The sequence below is a fragment of the Bradyrhizobium archetypum genome (assembly GCF_013114835.1).
GTDB lineage: Bacteria > Pseudomonadota > Alphaproteobacteria > Rhizobiales > Xanthobacteraceae > Bradyrhizobium > Bradyrhizobium archetypum.
The window spans coordinates 137571-155802 of the sequence record NZ_JAAVLW010000002.1; the positions used below are offsets into that span (position 1 = coordinate 137571).

At 62.4% G+C, this 18232-nt stretch carries 18 protein-coding genes; 11 read left to right on the plus strand and 7 right to left on the minus strand.

All coding sequences use genetic code 11. The annotated features are described in order from the left end of the window. Positions 1–22 precede the first annotated feature (22 nt). Positions 23–430, minus strand: a complete 408-nt coding sequence (locus tag HCN50_RS05145) for a DUF4332 domain-containing protein (RefSeq protein ID WP_171708560.1) — start codon at positions 428–430, stop codon at positions 23–25. A 55-nt stretch (positions 431–485) separates the two neighbouring features. Beyond that, positions 486–851: a DUF2267 domain-containing protein gene (locus HCN50_RS05150; RefSeq protein ID WP_171708561.1), complete on the minus strand. Its 366-nt coding sequence runs from the start codon at positions 849–851 to the stop codon at positions 486–488. Between the two features lie 325 nt (positions 852–1176). Between HCN50_RS05150 and HCN50_RS05155 the strand changes: the two genes are divergently transcribed. From HCN50_RS05155 to HCN50_RS05165, 3 genes are all read left to right on the plus strand, one after another. After that, on the plus strand, positions 1177–2802 hold the full coding sequence (locus tag HCN50_RS05155) for a helicase HerA-like domain-containing protein (RefSeq protein WP_171708562.1): 1626 nt from the start codon (positions 1177–1179) through the stop codon (positions 2800–2802). A 74-nt stretch (positions 2803–2876) separates the two neighbouring features. Continuing rightward, complete coding sequence (locus HCN50_RS05160) at positions 2877–4199, plus strand: glycosyltransferase family 87 protein (RefSeq protein ID WP_311967043.1); 1323 nt, start codon at positions 2877–2879, stop codon at positions 4197–4199. Positions 4200–4205: 6 nt separating this feature from the next. Continuing rightward, positions 4206–5606, plus strand: coding sequence for a M20/M25/M40 family metallo-hydrolase (locus HCN50_RS05165; protein ID WP_171708563.1), 1401 nt, complete (start codon positions 4206–4208; stop codon positions 5604–5606). A 115-nt stretch (positions 5607–5721) separates the two neighbouring features. Here the strand turns inward: HCN50_RS05165 and HCN50_RS05170 are convergent, their stop codons facing one another. Beyond that, positions 5722–6705 carry an NAD-dependent epimerase/dehydratase family protein gene (locus HCN50_RS05170; RefSeq protein WP_171708564.1) on the minus strand — a complete coding sequence of 328 codons (984 nt, stop codon included), beginning with the start codon at positions 6703–6705 and terminating at the stop codon, positions 5722–5724. A 187-nt stretch (positions 6706–6892) separates the two neighbouring features. Continuing rightward, on the minus strand, positions 6893–8542 hold the full coding sequence (locus HCN50_RS05175; protein ID WP_171708565.1) for a glycosyltransferase family 39 protein: 1650 nt from the start codon (positions 8540–8542) through the stop codon (positions 6893–6895). Between the two features lie 342 nt (positions 8543–8884). On the opposite strand from HCN50_RS05175, the gene HCN50_RS05180 reads away from it, so the two are divergent. Together HCN50_RS05180 and HCN50_RS05185 are read left to right on the plus strand one after the other, a co-directional pair. After that, the gene (locus HCN50_RS05180; protein WP_171708566.1) at positions 8885–9730 is read left to right on the plus strand and encodes a DUF308 domain-containing protein; all 846 of its coding nucleotides are present in this window, start codon (positions 8885–8887) and stop codon (positions 9728–9730) included. Positions 9731–9900: 170 nt separating this feature from the next. Next, positions 9901–10314: a Ros/MucR family transcriptional regulator gene (locus HCN50_RS05185; RefSeq protein WP_171708567.1), complete on the plus strand. Its 414-nt coding sequence runs from the start codon at positions 9901–9903 to the stop codon at positions 10312–10314. A gap of 95 nt (positions 10315–10409) precedes the next feature. On the opposite strand, the gene HCN50_RS05190 is transcribed toward HCN50_RS05185, so the two are convergent. Together HCN50_RS05190 and HCN50_RS05195 are read right to left on the minus strand one after the other, a co-directional pair. Continuing rightward, entirely contained in the window at positions 10410–10838 is a 429-nt protein-coding gene (locus HCN50_RS05190; protein ID WP_171708568.1) for a SufE family protein, read from the minus strand. A gap of 83 nt (positions 10839–10921) precedes the next feature. Further along, the gene (locus HCN50_RS05195; RefSeq protein WP_171708569.1) at positions 10922–11347 is read right to left on the minus strand and encodes a DUF5330 domain-containing protein; all 426 of its coding nucleotides are present in this window, start codon (positions 11345–11347) and stop codon (positions 10922–10924) included. Positions 11348–11776: 429 nt separating this feature from the next. Here HCN50_RS05195 and HCN50_RS05200 point away from each other — a divergent pair, with 429 nt between their 5' ends. The 3 genes from HCN50_RS05200 to HCN50_RS05210 are packed head-to-tail and all read left to right on the plus strand — an operon-like array spanning position 11777 to position 14687. Beyond that, positions 11777–13579, plus strand: coding sequence for a PAS domain-containing sensor histidine kinase (locus HCN50_RS05200; protein ID WP_171709176.1), 1803 nt, complete (start codon positions 11777–11779; stop codon positions 13577–13579). Continuing rightward, entirely contained in the window at positions 13572–14309 is a 738-nt protein-coding gene (locus HCN50_RS05205) for a peptidoglycan-binding domain-containing protein (RefSeq protein WP_171708570.1), read from the plus strand. Before HCN50_RS05200 ends, HCN50_RS05205 begins: the two co-directional genes overlap by 8 nt. Before the next feature lie 33 nt (positions 14310–14342). Next, on the plus strand, positions 14343–14687 hold the full coding sequence (locus tag HCN50_RS05210; protein WP_171708571.1) for a DUF1491 family protein: 345 nt from the start codon (positions 14343–14345) through the stop codon (positions 14685–14687). On the opposite strand, the gene HCN50_RS05215 is transcribed toward HCN50_RS05210, so the two are convergent. Next, positions 14684–15661 (minus strand): DUF2336 domain-containing protein, encoded by a 978-nt coding sequence (locus HCN50_RS05215; protein WP_171708572.1) that lies wholly within the window; start codon positions 15659–15661, stop codon positions 14684–14686. The two genes, HCN50_RS05210 and HCN50_RS05215, sit on opposite strands and share 4 nt — an antisense overlap. Before the next feature lie 242 nt (positions 15662–15903). Between HCN50_RS05215 and HCN50_RS33430 the strand changes: the two genes are divergently transcribed. From HCN50_RS33430 to HCN50_RS05225, 3 genes are all read left to right on the plus strand, one after another. Continuing rightward, positions 15904–16104, plus strand: a complete 201-nt coding sequence (locus HCN50_RS33430; protein WP_235976790.1) for a hypothetical protein — start codon at positions 15904–15906, stop codon at positions 16102–16104. A gap of 16 nt (positions 16105–16120) precedes the next feature. After that, positions 16121–16891 carry a hypothetical protein gene (locus HCN50_RS05220; RefSeq protein WP_171708573.1) on the plus strand — a complete coding sequence of 257 codons (771 nt, stop codon included), beginning with the start codon at positions 16121–16123 and terminating at the stop codon, positions 16889–16891. A 372-nt stretch (positions 16892–17263) separates the two neighbouring features. Then, positions 17264–18202: an alpha/beta hydrolase gene (locus tag HCN50_RS05225; protein ID WP_171708574.1), complete on the plus strand. Its 939-nt coding sequence runs from the start codon at positions 17264–17266 to the stop codon at positions 18200–18202. Positions 18203–18232 lie beyond the last annotated feature (30 nt).

Here is an 18232-nt window from a genome sequence, read left to right on the forward strand (position 1 = left end):
CAGCGGCTCTAAAGGTTGATCTTCAATAACTGATCTTGGGCGGAAGCTTGCGCGCCTGCTCGATCAGTTGCTCGACCGATCTTTCGGAGGGCAGAACCCGAACGAGTTTACGTTTTATGTTCACGTCTTTCATGTTCTGGGCGAGCCGCGCCGGATTGCGGTGGGCGAGCTCGCGTACCGTGGTGACGCCGGCCGCGCGTACCAAGCCCACCTTGGCCTTGCCCATTCCGGGAATGCGCATGTAGTCGGAAAAATTGGCCCATTCGAGCAGTTGCTGCTCGCTGATGCCGGTCTTCGCCGACAGCGCCTTGCGCCCCTTCACTGTGCGCGCCGCTTCCAGCAGCGCATCCGTGGTACGAATGCCCAACGATTTGAGTTTCGAGGCAGAGTAGGCGGTCAAGCCTTCGATCTCGGAAAGGGGATAGGTCATGATACCGGATGAAAAAAGAATGTGCCCAGGCCGAATGTGCTCACCAGTGTGCGTGCTATGCGAACTGGCTGAGGCCCGGCGTCCCTGAAATGATTTCGCCCATGTGATCAGCTCCGATTTTGTCGCGGCCGAACCTGAAAAGTTCACGCGCCACGCTTTGAATCTCGCTCATGCCCAGCCCGAGCGCCATCAGCCTGGTGCCGACCGCCATCAGGCCTCCGCCCATCAATTTCGAGAAACCACCATTGCTGCCGGAGGCGGCAATCGCAGCTTCAGCACCCGGAATTTGGTCGATCAGAGCCTCAACTTTCTCGGAGGGCCCCTCGTTACGCAGAAAGGCCAGAACGATTCCGATGGTTTTTTCAGCGACAACACTGTCGATGCCGGCCTTGGAGGCCAGCCGCCCAATCAGTTCGTCCATATTTGCCCCGTCCCCAACCGGGTTTACCCGGTCGCTTGCTTGTGGATTGATCTTGATCGCCTGCGCTCTGAATTACAAGCGACCAACACGGTTTTGGTTCTACATCGCGCTGCGAGTGTTGCAGCAATGCAAGAGTGAATGCCCCATTCACACGAACTTATTGCGCTGCGCTCGCGGCTTCCCGCCAAAAGACTGGAATAAGTATGAGAAACGCGAGCAACGAGGCGAGCGAACGCTCACATGTGCACCGCTGATGGTTTCAATCGACGGGCAGTATGCGATATGATTGCGAACCAAACCTCCCGATGCGCGAAGAGGCGATGCGATGGCGACGACCGATAACAAGACAGCCGATACCGACGAGAAGATTTTCATCGGAAAGGGCGATGAGACGGCCTGGCTGACGCTGGCGCTGGCCAATCGGCATGGCCTTATCACCGGTGCGACCGGAACCGGCAAGACCGTATCGTTACAGGTAATGGCGGAGGGTTTTGCCCGCGCAGGCGTTCCTGTGTTTGCGGCCGACATCAAGGGCGATCTGTCCGGTATTTCTGAAGTCGGCGAGGCCAAGGACTTCATCCTCAAGCGCGCCGGTGAGATGGGCCTCAACTTCCAGCCCGATCAGTTCTCGACCGTGTTCTGGGACGTGTTCGGCGAGCAGGGCCATCCGGTTCGCGCCACGGTTACGGAAATGGGTCCGCTCTTGCTGTCGCGGATGCTCGATTTGAACGACGTGCAGGAAGGGGTTCTCAACGTCGCATTTCGTGTGGCGGATGAAAATGGTCTGACGCTGATCGACATGAAGGACTTGCGGTCACTCCTGGATGCGATCGCGCCTGCCGGCGGCAAGAAGGGACCGGACGACGAGGTGGATGAACTCGCCGAAATCCGAAAGGCGGCGCAGACCTATGGCAATGTCAGCAAGGCGACGATCGGGACCATTCAGCGTCAGCTACTGGTGCTGGAAAACCAGGGCGGAACGAAATTCTTTGGCGAGCCGGCGCTGTTGCTGAAGGATTTCATGAAGACCGACAGCGATGGCCGGGGAGTGGTCAATATTCTGGTCGCCGACAAGCTGATGCAGAACCCGAGACTCTACGCGACCTTCCTGCTGTGGATGCTGTCGGAATTGTTTGAGGAATTGCCTGAGGCCGGAGACCTGCCGAAGCCGAAACTGGTGTTCTTCTTCGATGAGGCGCATTTGTTGTTCAACGATGCGCCGAAGGCGCTGTTGGACAAGATCGAGCAGGTCGTCCGGCTGATCCGCTCCAAGGGCATCGGCGTCTATTTCGTTACGCAAAACCCGATCGACGTGCCAGACAAGGTGCTCGCCCAATTGGGCAACCGCGTACAGCACGCACTGCGCGCCTTCACACCGCGCGACCAAAAGGCGGTGAACGCTGCAGCGCAGACCTTCCGGCCCAATCCCAAGCTCGATACCGCGCGCGTCATCATGGAACTTGGCAAGGGCGAAGCGCTGGTGTCGTTCCTCGAAGGCGGCGGCACGCCGACTATGGTCGAGCGCGTCATGATCCGGCCGCCGACGGCACGGATCGGGCCGATCACGCCGGAAGAGCGCAAGGCGATCATGAGCAAGAGCCCGGTCAAGGGCAAATACGACACCGCGGTCGATGCCGAATCCGCCTATGAGATGCTGCAGAAGCGCGTGGCCGGAACGGCCGCGCCTGCCAATGGAACGGAGGGCGGCGGAGGCGGCGGGGGAATCCTCGGCCAGATCGGTTCGATTGTCGGCACGATCTTCGGCACCAACGTCAAGCGCGGCCGGCTCTCGACAGGCCAGGTCATCGCGAGGGACGTGACGCGGTCCGTCACCAACAAGGTGGTCGGCGGCATCGTGGCCGATCTCGGCAAGTCGGTCGGCGGATCGCTCGGCAGTTCGGTCGGACGCGCGTTGGTGCGCGGTGCGCTCGGCGGATTGCTGCGGCGATAAGCAATGAAAGGGAAGTGGCAGCCAGTGCGCGTGAAGAATTGCGGCTTAGTCTCCTCTGAATCCGGAACGAGCGCGTGCTGAGATATCCGTCGTTACGAAGGCCGCTCGATATCCTGTTTCTGGTCTGCTGCATCGCCTTGACGGCCGACGTGCTGGTCCCGGAAATCTGGGGCAACGGCAAGACCAAGGACTACCCGCTGTGGTTCTGGGCCGGCCAGCAGGTGCTGCAGGGCAGGAATCTCTACCCCGAAAATCCCGCAAGCTATTTCGAGTTCATCTATCCGCCGCTATCTGCGGTGCTGCTTGCGATCCCGAGCTGGTTCGGCAAGATCCCGCTCTATCTCTGCCTCTCGTTCCTCAACATCGTTGCGTGGTGGACGACGGCACAGTTCTCGCACGCGATGGCGGGATCGGGGCACAAGCCCGGGCCCTGGCTGGAAGCGCTGCCGGGCTTCGTCACCATCACCTTCGTGTTCGACATGTTCGATCTCGGCCAGCCGAACCTCGTGCTGCTGGCGCTGATGCTCTACGGTTTCTGGCTGTTGCGGGACCAGCGCGGCTGGATGGCAGGCAGCATGTTTGCGCTCGCCACCGCCATCAAGGTGTTTCCGGTGGCGGTGTTGCCGTATCTCGTGTGGCGCCGGCAGTGGGCGGCGGCGGCCAGCATGTTGATCTTCATCGGCCTGTTTCTGTTCGTGCTGCCGGCGCCGTTTCGCGGCTTCCAGCACAATTTCACGGAGCTGAAGACCTGGTACCAGGGCATGGTTGGGTCGAGTTCGGAGAAGGGATTCGGCCAGCGCGACGAGCAGAACTGGTCGTGGGTCAACCAGTCGATCATCGCGGTGACGCACCGGCTGACGCGGCCCGTGAACTACAATCAGGACAATCCGGCCAAGCCGGTGCGAACCATGAACGTAGTCGATCTTGATTTCAGAACGGCGAACTGGATCGTGCTGGCGATCTCGCTTGCGGTCGGGTTCGGCTATCTTGCGGTGATGCCACCGGCGTCGCGTCGCACGGAACGTTCGGATGCCGAAGAGCTCGGCATCCTGTTTTGCCTGATCACCGTGGCTTCGCCGCTCGCTCGCCAGTATTACTTTCTGTGGCTGTTTTTTCCGATCACCGTGTTGCTCCACCGCGCCGCTTATGATCCGCGCCCGGCGGTTAAAACCGGAACCTGGACGTTGCTTGCCATTGCGGGCGGCTTGCTGTGCCTGTCGCTGCCGCTGTTTCCGGTTGATCTGCAGGCCTATGGCAACAATCTTGCCGCTACGATCGTGCTCGCAGCGGGGCTCGTCTGGCACCTGCGCCATCCGCCTGCTGCGGATGCCGCCTTGCCTCAGCCCGCAGGCAAGCTACAACTTGATGCCAATAACAAGGCTCACAGCCAGGGATAATCAGCCATGTCCAATGCCAAGGTCCAGCCGGTCCTCGATCACATCGACGCCGATTTCGACAACAGCCTCGAGCGGCTGTTCGCGCTGTTGCGGATCAAGTCGATCTCGGCCGACCCGGCCTTCGCCGACGATTGCAAGGCGGCCGCTGATCATCTGGCGAAGGATATCGCGACGCTCGGCTTCAAGGCCGAGGTGAGGCCGACGGCGGGACATCCCGCGATCGTCGCCAAGCTCAATGGCAGCACCGACGGCCGGCCGCACGTCTTGTTCTACGGCCACTATGACGTGCAGCCGGTCGATCCGCTCAATCTGTGGCACCGGCCGCCGTTCGAGCCCGTCGTCACCGACCATGCCGATGGCCGCAAGATCATCGTGGCGCGCGGCGCGGAGGACGACAAGGGACAGTTGATGACCTTCGTCGAGGCCTGCCGCGCCTGGAAGAAGGTCACGGGATCGCTCCCGGTCGATGTCACGATCCTGATCGAAGGCGAAGAAGAAGTTGGCTCGAAGAATTTCGTGCCGTTTATCGAGGCGATCAAGGATGAGTTGAAGGCCGACTTCGCGCTGGTCTGCGACACCGGCATGTGGGACCCGGACACGCCCGCCATCACAACCTCGCTGCGCGGCTTGATGTATGACGAGGTCACCATCAAGGCTGCCAACCGCGACTTGCATTCCGGTGTGTTCGGCGGCGGCGCACGCAACCCGATCCGCGTGCTGACCAACATCCTCGGCGGCCTGTTTGACGACAACGGCCGCATCACCATTCCCGGCTTCTACGACGGCGTGAAGGATCTGCCGCCGGATGTCTTGGCGCAGTGGAAGAATCTGAACCTCACGCCTGAGTCGTTCCTTAAGCCAATCGGTCTCTCGATTCCCGCCGGCGAGAAGGACCGCCTGTTGATCGAGCAAGTGTCCTCGCGTCCGACCTGCGACATCAACGGCATCATCGGCGGCTATACCGGCGAGGGCTCGAAAACCGTGATCCCGGCGGAAGCTTCCGCGAAGATCTCCTTCCGTCTGGTCGAAGGCCAGGACCCGCAGAAGATCAAGAAGGCGTTCCGCGACTATGTCACCGCGCGGCTTCCGGGCGACTGCACGGCCGTCTTCACCGAGCACTCCAGCGGGGCGGCCATCGCGCTCGACTGGAACATGAAGCCGCTGGCGGCTGCCAAGCGCGCGCTGACCGAGGAATGGGGCAAGGAGGCGCTGCTGGTCGGCTCCGGCGCCTCGATTCCGATCGTCGCGGATTTCAAGCGTACGCTCGGCCTCGACAGCCTGCTGATCGGTTTCGGTCTCGATGACGACAACATCCATTCGCCGAACGAAAAGTACGATCTCAAGAGCTATCACAAGGGCATCCGCTCCTGGGCGCGGATTTTGGGAGCGCTCGCGGAGACGAAGTAGCCACCCTATGCAAACAAAAACGCCGCCCGGGATTGGGCGGCGTTTGGATTTCTAACGTGTAGAGGTATACGGTCGGCATTTTAGCACATCCACGCGACGCGTCCACCCCCGCACCTCACTCGACCGGATAGGGCCCCTCGCGAAAAGCGCGGTTGTGATAGCCTTTGCTGCCGACTTGGCGCGCCAGTGGGCTACGGATGTCTTCGCCCGCCTTGAGCCGAGCGATCAGCGCGCGAAAATCGTGGCGCGGCCGCCATCCGAGTTCGATGCGCGCCCGCTCATTGTCGTAGACGCGATCGATGCCTGGCACCATTGTCCAGCCGCGGTGAGCAAATTCGGCCTCATAGTCCGGCACGTAGCGGCGGACGACCCGCGGCGCGTTGTTGCGCAGTTCGGCAGTGTCCCGGCGTGAGAATGGCGTGGTCGCGCTGATGATGTATTTCGCAAAGCTGGCCGATGGCGCGTGCCGGGCCGCGAGCAGGTGCGCGCTGACGACGTCCTCGATATCGACGCGGCGATAGAGAAACTCGTTGGCCTTGATGTTGGCGTCAGCGTACGTCTCGCGTATCGCGCCGTTGTCGTCCTCTTCGGGAAAGAAACGCGAGGTGCGCAGCACGATGGTGCGAAGCGAATGATTGCGCGCAAACAGCTGGCAGAGATCCTCCGCAGCCGCCTTGGTGACGCCGTAGATATTCTTCGACACCGCCGTGACATCTTCGGTGATCCAGGCCGCCGGCGCGCCCGGCGGTGGCACCAGCGCGTCGCCAAAGACGCTTGTGGTGCTGGTGTAGACGAACGCCGCGGCGCCGGCCGCCGCGGCTTCCTCGAGTAGCGTGAGCGTGCCTGAAATGTTGACGTCGATGAAGTCCTGACGGCTGTGGGTCGCCACATGCGGCTTGTGCAACGTCGCGGCGTGCAGCACGGTCCTGATGTGCTTCATGCAACGGTGCACGAAAGCGCGGTCGGTGATGGAGCCTACCTGGTGCGTAAATGCGCCCGGTAGAACATCGATGCCGATGGCTTCGCGCCGCTGCGCCTGCAGCGTCCGCATCAGCGCCTCGCCCAAATGGCCGGAACTGCCGGTCACCAACACCGTCACGCCGCCACAACCTTCTACGCGTCGCGTCCGTCATGCCGGCGGGAACCTGCCGCAGGTGAGCTTCGGCTGGCGATGCGGAGCGCCTTCTTAAGGAAAATGGTTGATCGTCGAGCCGAACCTAGCCCTGTGCCGAACGGGCGGCAAGGCGATGATCCTGCGCGGCAGTCATGCCATCGCAGCTAGCTCATTAGGGCGCAGGAATCGCCAGCAGCGTCGAGATGGCGCGGCCGCGGATATCATAGACGCGCGCAAACACGACATCGTCGCGCTTGATTTCCACCATGACTGGCGCGGTGAGGCCCTTGCAGTAGAACTCGCCGAGTGTCATCGCGAAGTCGGCGGATTGGCTGTCCCACCCGATCGTGAAGTCGGGGCCGAGCGCTACCTGCGCCGGGCGCTGCGGACCGCACACCGCGACCTTCCATTTGCGGCCCAGCGGCGGCACTTCCTGCCGCTCGACCAGCTCTTCGCGCAGACCATCGGAAGCCTGCTTCAGCGCCAGCCCCCAATAGTCCAGCATGAAGTAGTTGTCGGCGGCGCGAACCGTGCCGGCGATGTGGTTAAAGTGCGTATACTCGTAGGGATGCAGGCGGACCATTTCGCTGAGCGGCAACAGCAGGCCGAACGTGAACACTGCCAGTGCGGCGGGCTGCCAGCGACGGTGGTTCTCCTTGAGCCAGCTCATGCTCCAGGCGAACGACACGCCGGCAAGCACGACCATCGGCGGGATGACGAAAACGAAATGCCGGATGCCATTGTAGAGCGCCGGCCGCTTCACCATGGCGATCACCAGCGGCAATGTCGCCGCCAACGTCAGCATCAGGAAGACGGTCTTGCGGCGGGCCGCCACGTCCGCGCGCGACAGCGACATCAAGGCGCCAACGATCCCGGCAAGCAGAAGCGCGAGCAGCACTTCGGGAAGCTGCAGCGCGAACAGCGTCGGCAGGTAGGACCACGGCATATCAGGCACCGAAACCAGCGCGCCGTCGAACATTTCCTTCCAGGGCTTCTCGAAGAAGTGCGAAAAATAAGTCAACGCCTTGAAGGGATGGTCCGCCTCCATGATCGACCATGGCCACACCAGGCCCATGATCAGGTATCCGACCACGAGGCCGGGCAGCAGTACATATACGACATGGGCGAAGCGGCGGATTGCTTCGCGTGGGCCTTGGCTACGAACTTCCTCGATCAGCAGCGGGACGAAGCCCACCATCGCATAGACCAGCGCCAGCCCGCCGAGAATTCGGCACCCGATCGAGAGGCCGGCGCCGAGGCCGACGATCAGGATGGTTCGCGGCGAGGGCGTAGGATATTCCTCGGCAAGGCGCACCAGACCCAGGATCAGGATCACCATCGAGACGGCAAACGGCGCGTCCTTCGGGTTCATGAACATGTGGCCGTAGAAGGTCGGGCACAATGCGAGCAGCAGCAGCGCTGCCAGTCCGGCAAGCGGGCCGCCGACACGCCGCGCCAGCCGCCAGGTCACGGCAAGTCCGATCAGCCCGACGACGGCGCCGAGCAGGCGCCGCGTTTCAAACAGTTCGAGCGGGATGACCTTGTGCAGCAGGGCTGCCGCCATGTCGAAGCCGCCGCCATACATATAGAGGTTGGCGAAGGACAGCGCGCCGGTGTCCTTGAAGCCGGAACCGTACATCCTGAGCAGCAGGTCGGCATATTCGGCGTGCGTGTAGTCGTCCCAGCCCAGGCCGTAATCCCGGAAGGTCAGACCTGCGACGAGGGCGACGACGGCCAGCACGAAGATGGCGAGGTCGTCACAGGTCCGCTCCACCGAGCGCCGCGCGGGCGTATCGAGGGCAGAAGTCGTGATGGATGACATGGCGATTGGTAACCCAGCGTCCCCTATGGCCCAGCTTGGCTATCGTTGAGCCTCATTCCCCGGGTACCCATATAGCGCAGTTCCATTTCCAAGTAATTGGGAATTGTGGCGTAAATCCCTGATGCGATGCAACAAAAGGGCAGCAATTGGTAGGCAGTAAAACTACTGTCGGCGGGCTGAACGATACCTGAATGGCAAGGTTGGTCCGAACGGAGTTCTGCAACCGGGTGACGCCAATTGCGGAACCCGGGCGCAATTGACGTTGGCGGTGCGCACAATATGACGGTATCGTGGCGTGGGGCGGCTTGCGAGCGTTTAAGGCGCGGCTGAGGGGTTAGTTCAATGATGATTGTGATGTGGGTCGCCGGGATCGGCCTCGTTTTGGCGGGTCTGCTGGCGATCGGCTCCGGTATCCCGATCAAGGAATTCAGCACCGGCAACACGCTGATCATCGCCGGCGTGATCGCCGTCTGCACCGGCGCGATCATGCTGGCGCTCTGGATGACGGTCCGCGAGCTGAAGAACATCGCACGGAAACTCAGTGCAGCCGCGCCTGAAGCGCCCGGCGAGGACACCATGCGGCCGGCGCTTCCGCTCGGCGCAACGCGGGATTCCGCACCGGCCGCAGGCGGCTTGGCAGCCGCTGAGCAGCCCGCTTCTCCCGGATCATTTTCGCCACCGCCATGGCAGAACGAAGCTGTTCTGCGCGATCACCCGATCCCGGAGCCGACACACCCCGAGCCCACACCATCGGCTCCGAAGTCGAAGCGCAATTTGCTGTTTTCTTCGACGTCGCGAAAAGAACGGGAGCGTGCCCAGGGGCGGGCGAGCGAGCCGCTGCCACCGGATCTGTTGTCATCGGACCTTCGCCCCACACCGCCGGTCGAGCCGGCCGAACCGCCGCGGGCATCGTTCGAAGATGCTTGGCCGAAGGCGGAGCGCGCCAAGGCGGCCGAGCATCCGCTGCAGCGGCACGGTGGCCGGATGCCTCCGCCGCTCGCAGAGCCCAATGGCGGAACGCCGCGCACCGAGGATCAATCGGCGGTGACGGTGCTGAAGTCGGGCGTTGTCGATGGCATGGCCTATTCGCTCTATTCCGATGGATCGATCGAGGCACAGATGCCGGAGGGGATGATGCGCTTCGCATCAATCGATGAACTGCGCGCGCATCTCGATCAGCGGTCCTAAAGACCGGCAATACTTGCTGCGGGAAAATGAAGCGCCCGTTCTTGTCAGTTTCCCGGCACTTCGTTCATATTCGCCAAGTCGTGTCAGATTCCGCTGCTGTATAGGCAGGGTTGGATACTGTCCGAACCGCGCGGCCGACAGATGCATTCGTGATTCCAGAAGGTTGAGCCATGACCGATTCCGCCGGCAAAACGCCCGTCGAACTGACCGCCAATATCGTATCGGCCTATCTCAGCAACAATCCGACCCAGGCCTCGGAAATTCCGAACCTGATCAGTCAGGTCCACGCAGCGCTGATGCGGGTATCGAGCGGCCGGCCCGAGACGCCACTCGAACCGACCAAGCCGGCCGTGTCGGTGAAGAAGTCGATGACGCCCGAATATCTGGTCTGTCTGGAGGACGGCAAGCGCTTCAAGTCGCTGAAGCGCCATCTGCGCACGCAGTACAACATGACGCCGGAGCAATACCGCGACAAATGGGGTCTGCCGCCGGACTACCCTATGGTGGCGCCGAACTACGCCGTGGCGCGCTCGCAACTCGCCAAGAAAATGGGTCTTGGCCAGCAGGCGCGGAAGCGGAAATAGACCAAAGCGTTTTCAAGCGAAGCATGCCCTCGGACGCGATCCGAGGGTGGGAACCGGTTCGCGTTAAGAAAACGCGTCCAATATAAGCCTATCTATTACGAAGCCGCGGCCAGCGCCTCGCGTGCGTCGGAGCGGATGCGCTCGACCATCGAGCGCAGGCCGTTGGAACGCTGCGGCGTCAGGTGCTCGCGAAATCCGAATTCATCGAAGACGGCAAGCGCATCCGTTGCAAGGATCTGCTGCGGCGAGCGGCCGGAATAAAGCGTGAGCAGGATGGCGATCAGGCCGCGCACGATGTGGGCGTCGCTATCGCCCAGATATTTCAGCCGCGGCTCGCCATTGCCGCTGCGATCGATCTGCTTCGACAGCCAAACCTGGCTGACGCAGCCATTGACCTTGTTCTCGGCGGAATGCTCGGCCTCCGGCATTGGCTCGAGCGTGCGGCCGAGCTCGATGACATACCGGTAGCGGTCGTCCCATTCCTCCAGCAGCTCGAAATTGTCCCTGATTTCGTCGATCGTCATCGTGGCCCGCATCCGTTTCCTTAAGGCCCTATATAGGATGCGGATCGAACGAAAGCGACGGAAATGGAACGGGTTCCGCGGCCTTATTTTGAGGCCGACGAGGTCCGTGGCAGCCGCCATTCGATCCCCATGTCGTCCTCCGTCAGCGCGTCGGCGGACGCTGTGGCTGCGACCACGGCATCGACATCGCCATCGATCGAACTGGTATGGTCGGGCTTCTTCTCGGGGGTACTGGGTTGCTCGGGCTTTTTGTCGGTGATGATCTTGTACAACTGGCGGGCGCCGTCCTGGGCGCGCTGGCCGATCGCAGTCGCCGCCTGACCGCCGACCTCGCAGGCCGCCGGCTGCCGCTTGCAGAACTGGCTCATGTCGGAGACGGCGGCGGTCGCGGCCGATACGGCTTCGGATGCGCCAATCTGCGGCACCTTGTCCGATTCAGGCGTCTTTTCCCTGGGCAACAGCACGAGCACCAGCCCAAGCCAGAATGCCATGCGAAGTAGAAAAGACATATCGCGACCCCGGTCATCTTTTGGTTGTACTGCGGTTAACTCGCAGCTTCGTTTCTGACTAACAGTCGTGGATAAATCGTAAGTGTTTTCGTTGAAGTAAATTCGGCGAAAACTTGCAGAAAATTCCAAAGATTGGATTCGGCGTAAATTTTCGATTGACGGCGCTTGCGTGCAGGAAAGGCAGCCGCCGGCGACGCATCCACCTTTTCGAAACCATGGATCGGCCGTGCTGGAAACCTGTCGTTCACCATCCGCGCCGAATGGAGGCTGCACGAGGCGCGAAACCATCGCGCAGACATGATGTCGGGCACCAATCCGTCGCGCCTTAGTGTTCGCTTAAGTTCGCTCTGACACGGTGGCGTTAAGACAAGGGGGCGTTGTGGCGCGTCTGTCTGACGAACAAGCCGAAGCGCGAGAGCCGTGACTGTTTTGAGTATCATCCGCGATTGTCTCGATGCGTCGTTGCATCCCTCGGCACGATATGATGCGCTGACGCGCGCGCGTCATCGCGCTTTCATGGCGCCGCGGCTGCTCGGCAGCTTAGTGGCGCTTGCGGCTTTTCCGATTTATTTGGCGATGCGGGGGGCGCCTACCGCGGTCGAGGTCATGGCCTTCGCCTGGCTGATCGCGCCCATTCTGTTATCCTGGTTCCTGTCGCGCACCGGCCGCTACGAAGGCGCGCATATCCTATCGGCGCTGGCGCTGGCGAGCCTTGTTGCGATGGTCGCTGTGACCACCGGCGGCATCGAATCCTTCGCCGCGGTCTGGCTCATCGTCGTCCCCCTGGAAGCGGCGCTGTCGGCCTCGCGCCGCGTGGTCGCATTCGCTTCCGCGCTGGCGCTGTCATGCGCCGCCCTGCTGATCGCGCTTGGGTATTTTCAGCTCCTGCCGGCGGCAGGGCCGAATGCCGCCCTGCATAGTGTCCTGATGGGAGCCGGCGTTGCTTCGGCGACGCTCTATGCGGCGGGACTGGCCGTCAGCGCGGAATCGCTGGCGCGCACGTCTGTGTCGCTGCTTAATGTCGAGGAAGGCCGTTACCGGTTGCTGGCGCGAAACATGAGCGACGTGATTTCGCGTCATAATCGCACCGGCGCCGTGGAGTTCATCTCGCCGGCGGCGGAAGCCATGCTCGGCACGCCCTGCGCCCGGCTCACCGGCCACGGCCTGTTCGATCGCGTGCATGTCGCCGATCGTCCGGCCTATCTCACGGCGCTGTCGGAGGCCGCGCGCGGCAGCGAGCAGCGCAGCGTTGAATTCCGTCTGCGCCGCGATGCAGCGCGCGCTCAGAGCGCTTCTGCCGACTTTATCTGGGTCGAAATGCGTTGCCGGCCCCTCGAACAGAATTCGCCCGAGGCGGAGGTCGTCGCCGTGATGCGCGACATCACCGACCGCAAGATCCAGGAGCAGGCGCTCGAACTGGCGCGCACCGCTGCCGAGCAGGCGGATGCCTCGAAGACGCGCTTCCTCGCCACCATGAGTCACGAGCTGCGCACGCCGCTGAATGCCATCATAGGCTTCTCCGAGATGATCGTGCACGAAGAGGCGATGATGCTGGATGCCGCACGGCGCAGGGAATATGCGCAGTTGATCAACGATTCCGGCCAACATCTGTTGTCGGTGGTCAACGGCATCCTCGATATGTCCAAGATGGAAACCGGCAATTTCGAAATTTCACCGGAACCGTTCGCGCCGCGCGCGGCACTGTTGCACTGTTGCAATTTGCTGGCGCTGAAGGCGCGCGATAACGGCGTCGATCTGATCACCCGTGCAGCGGAGGATTTGCCCGTGATGAACGGCGATCCCCGCGCCTTTAAGCAGATTGCGCTGAACCTGATCACCAACGCCATCAAGTTCACCGAGCGCGGCGGCAGCGTAACCGTTTCCGCCGCGGTCGAGGGATCGCGGTTGATGCTGCGCGTCACCGACACCGGCGTGGGCATCGCCGCCGAGGATCTCGCGCGGATCGGCGATCCGTTCTTCCAGGCCGGCAAGACCTATCAGCGCAAGCACGAAGGCACCGGCCTCGGTCTGTCGATCGTGAAGGGCCTGGTCGGACTTCACAATGGCGAGATGAATGTGCAGAGTATGGTTGGCGAGGGCACCACGGTGACTGTTGCGTTGCCGCTCGACTTTGCGCCGTTGCCGACGCCTTCAAACAACGTCGCGACGCTGATACCGGCGCCGCGATCCGAATCACAGGATCAAGTCCATCAGGTGAAGAAGCGTGCCTAGGCGTATTGACGACGATGACGAGATGCCGCGCCGCCGCCGTCGCGGCGCGAAAGCGGCTGCGATTGCGGTGGAGGAAGAGCGCAGTCTGGTGATGCGCATCCTCCTGCACAGTCCGAAAGACATGGTCGCGGGCCTGCTCGCCGCCGCCGCGATCTGCGCCATCGTCGCCAATGCGCTGTTCCTGCAGGCCGGTCGCCATCCGTCGCCGATGTTCGGCTCGGTCGTGACGCTGTCGGCCCCGCAAGCCGCCGTCGTGAGCCCGTTGCCGCGTCCGCGCCCGGTCGAACTGACGACAAGATCGATCGACGCCGAACCGCCCGAGATCAGGCCTGTCGAGGTGAGGGGCGCCGATCCCAAACATCTCGAGATCAAGAGCGCTGATCCCAAGAATTCGGATTCCAAGAGTTCCGATTCCAGGAACGCCGATCCGATGGCCAATCTGGTGGTCAAGTCGACAACGCCGCCTCCGGCTGCGCCTGCGAATGTGGCGCGTCCGCCCGCGCCGATACCAGCCACCACGCAAAGCAGCGGTGCGCGTCGCGTGGCGGCGGTGCAGCGCGCGCTGACCCAATATGGCTATGGTCAGTTGAAGCCGACCGGTGCGGTGGGCTCGGATACCCAGGCGGCGATCGCAAAATTCGAGCGCGATCGCAAGCTCCCCGTGACCGGCCAGATGTCCGACCGCCTGGTGCGCGAACTCACCGCCATGATCGGCCATCCGATCGACTAGCGTCGGCCCGGCCGCTGGCCTATCGTCCGTCACATGCGATTGAAATCATCCATCTGGGTGGCCGCTTACCTGCGCCGCTGCCAGAATGAGGGAATCTTTGGCGCCGTGCGCAAGCGTGGGGCGGAGGAGGCGGGGGCGGTATTCGTCAAGGTGGCGCTACTCGACGGCAACGCCATGCTGTATGCCCCCGCGCCGCAGACCGTCTATGACGAGAGTCGCCCGGCCGAGCGGCTGTTCGCGCCGGCGTCTCCGCAACCGGTGCCGGAACAATCGGTGGAGGAGCGTCTGGCCAAGGAACTCCGTTTCGATCCCGACGCCTGGATCGTCGAGACCGAAGACCGCGCCGGGCGGCATTTTCTGGATCTGGCGAAAGGTTAGCGATTCGAGCCGTCGGTGCCGGTGCGAACCGCCGGCGCGGTACCCGGCTGCACCGCGGGACGGGTTTGCGAGCTCGCCGCACGCGCACGGTGACGTTCGTCGTCGTACAGCGCGGCGCGATATTTGGCGCGGGTGACTGCCATGGTCGAGCCGCGCCACGCGGCTACCATCACGAGTGCGGATCGTTCGCTCAGACGGTCGTAAAGTCGCGACAGGCGATAGACGTTGTGCACCGACGAACCGAATTCCGGATTGAGGAACAGCAGCACGCGCTGGAATATCTCGCTCGGCATGTCGAGCGCTTTCGCCGCGCATGCCAGCGGTTCGCCGCCGGGATCGTCCACGACCTGCGCTGCGATCCGCTGCGGCAGGATCAGCGCCTCGCCGAGTTCGAGCGTGAAGTTTTCGGCGTCCTCGGCGAACGCGGCCATCTCCAGGATATGGAGCGCGCGGGCGGCGCGGGCTGCGGGAATGCGCGGCGAGGCTTTCAGCGGCGTGTCGGCGAGATTGTGCAGGATCAGCGCGCGTTCGCTGGCGCCGGCCGCGAAGAACATGTCGGTGATTTCGGCGGCATCATTGGGCCGCATCGACAGAGTGGAGGCCATCCGCAGCTGCGCCTCGGTCGGCGCCTTCACCGCCGGCACGTCGGCCGCAGCCGCGGTAATCGCAGCGGCGAGCGGCAGCGGCCGATCGGGATGTGAAGGCCGCAACCCGAGTTTGACCATGATCTCGGCCGGCGTTGCCGGATAGATGGCGAGCCGCGCCCGCACCGCGGCACGGGTGGCGTCGTCGACCTGATCGATCAGGCGGGACGTCAGTTCGACGAACTGCCGTTCCTCATCCGCCGAATGGGCGCTGGCCTGGACGTAAAGATCGGTCAGCACGCGCAGCAAGGTCGGCCTGATATCGACGCCCTCGCGCCGCGAGAGCGTCATCAGCCCGTCGAAACCCGGAAACAATGGAGCTGCTGTCATGTCAGGTGTACGCGACTTCGGTAATCCTTCGCGTCAGCCTACGCAGGGCGTTTTAAGAGTTGGTTAAGGAAAATAGCCCCTGAAGAAATCCGATAAAATGCGAGTATTCGGAGAGGTATGGACCCCGAAACCCGTAACTGTACCGGCTATGCAAATTAAGAAGCCGTTAACCACGTTCTGCTCTGAATAATGGCATGTCGCTGGCCTGATCGCGTCCGTGCGGCAACCAGAGAGAACGGAATATGGGCACCATCATTGAATTTCCGGCGGATGCGGCCTCGCGGCGGCCGGGCTCAGCTATGGATGGCGCTCCACGCGATGGCCTGGGAACCGTGCTGATCCTTCCCGTTGTCCGCATCGAACGCGAAGGCGGCGGAACCGGCGACGGACGCGGGCCGGAAGAGGGGACGGCGCCTGGTCGCCGTCGCCGTCGGCGCCCCTGAACGACGGACGTTTGACATGCCGGAGACGTGCCTCCCGATCCGGACCACCGGGCTTCGGTCACTCGCGGCTCTCATACTCGTGGCAGGTGCTGCGCTCGGCGGCTGCAGCGGCGGCGATTTCGGCCGCACCCGCGCCGACATGCGCAACGACGACATGCACCGCTGGCTGGGCGCCGAGGCGACCGCCAGCGTCGGCCTAAAGCACTCGCACTTCCAGCTCACCGAAAACGAGCGCCAGCTTCGCGATCTCGCCTATCCGCTGATCGAACCGCCGCATTCGCGGCCGGCCTGGAAAAGCGTGTTCGGCGATTATCAGCCGCTGCCCTCGCCATGGCGGCAGAAGGTGGTGTTCGATCGCACCACCTATGGACGCGCCTTGATCGACGAGCCGCACCGCTCGCACACCTCGCGCTATCAGCAGTTGATCGAGGACGTCCGCAACGACATCACGCGTTTCGAGCCGTTCTTTGCCTCGGCCGTGCGCGTCATCGAACTCGACCGCAAGCGCAGCGCCAGCCTGAAGATGGTGTCGGAACTGTCGCCGCGCGAACAGGCCGATGCGATCGCCCGCATGGAAGAGAACACGCTGATTGTGCAATGGGTCCAGCAATGCCTGGAGCAGCGCATTTCTTCCTATCGCTGGGCGCTGGAGCGGCTGGTGATCCAGGCGCCCGATGGCATCGCCGCCGATGCCGATCGCCTGATCGGCGAACTCGCCGCGCAAACCGCCAACCCGCCGGTCACTTCGCAGCCCGTGATCGGGCGTGCGGTGACGGTAAAGGGCTGAACCAGGACGTTACTCATACATCTGGAAAGAGCCATGCGTTGAGCGTTGTCCGGATTTCGGCTCGGAAGCGGACATCTGGGCCGACCCTCAGCGAGTCAGCTTTGGGCTGAGGCAGCTGTAACCAGCTCAATCCATCGACATACGCGGGCAGACGGTGTGACATGCATTTGCTTGGCAGCGGCTGCGAAGCCGCCAAGGTCGGCGGCGCGAACGACCATTTCCAACCGCCGAATCTTGTCCATCGCCCCTCCTGCAAACGTCAGGCCAAGGCTACATACATGAGTAATTCGCACGATTGAAGTGAGAGGAAAGCATGAATCCCGCGGCCCAATGCGGAGTAAGCTTTCCGACATCCTGATGAAGGAATAGTCGATGCGCAATTTTTTAGCCTTACTCCTCATCCTGATGTCGGCCAACGCAGTAGCCGGCGAACTGCCTCAAGAAATCAGGGAGGCGATCCGGAAGATCGGACCTGTCATCAACGCTCCGGAGACCGCGAAACTCCTGGCGCCATTGCAACGGAAGGAGCCCTATGCCGGCGTAACCGTCGCGCGCGACGAACGGTACGGAGCAGACGAGCGCAATCGCCTTGATGTGTTCCGGCCCAATGATCGCTCCTCCAAGCTTCCAGTATTGCTGTTCGTTCACGGAGGCGCATATGAGAGGGGCGACAAGCGAGCGGCCGGCAGCCCGTTCTACGACAACGTCATGCTATGGGCCATCGAGCATCAGATGGTGGGCGTGAACATGACGTACCGTCTAGCGCCGGCAAATCCCTGGCCCGCCGCGGTCAAGGACATCGGATCGGCGGTCGCATGGACGCGTGCCAACATTGCTCAATTTGGAGGGGACCCCGATCGGATTATCCTGATGGGACATTCGGCCGGCGCCACCCACGTTTCATCCTATCTGGCCCATCCCGAGATCAACAGCGACGATCCCGTCGGCGCCGGGGCCATTCTCATTTCCGGCACGTACGAGCTCAAGCCCGAGATCGAAGTGCCGGGTCAGCGATCATATTTCGGTTCCGATACGTCGTTGTGGCCGGTACGGTCATCCATCGGCGGCCTGACCAAGATGAAAATTCCGCTCCTTGTCGCTCATGGAGAGCTGGATGTCCCGTACTACATCAGCCAGGCTGATACGCTGAAGGACCGCCTGTGCAACGAAAGCAGATGCCCAAGCTTCGCAGTCCTCACCGGCCAAAGCCACATGTCGGAGATTTATGGACTGAACACGATGGATACGTCGCTCTCCGAGCCGATGCAGTTGTTTATCAAGTCGTTGGCTAAGACGGCGGCGTCAAATTAATGCCAGTTGCCCGGCAGTACAAAAACAAGA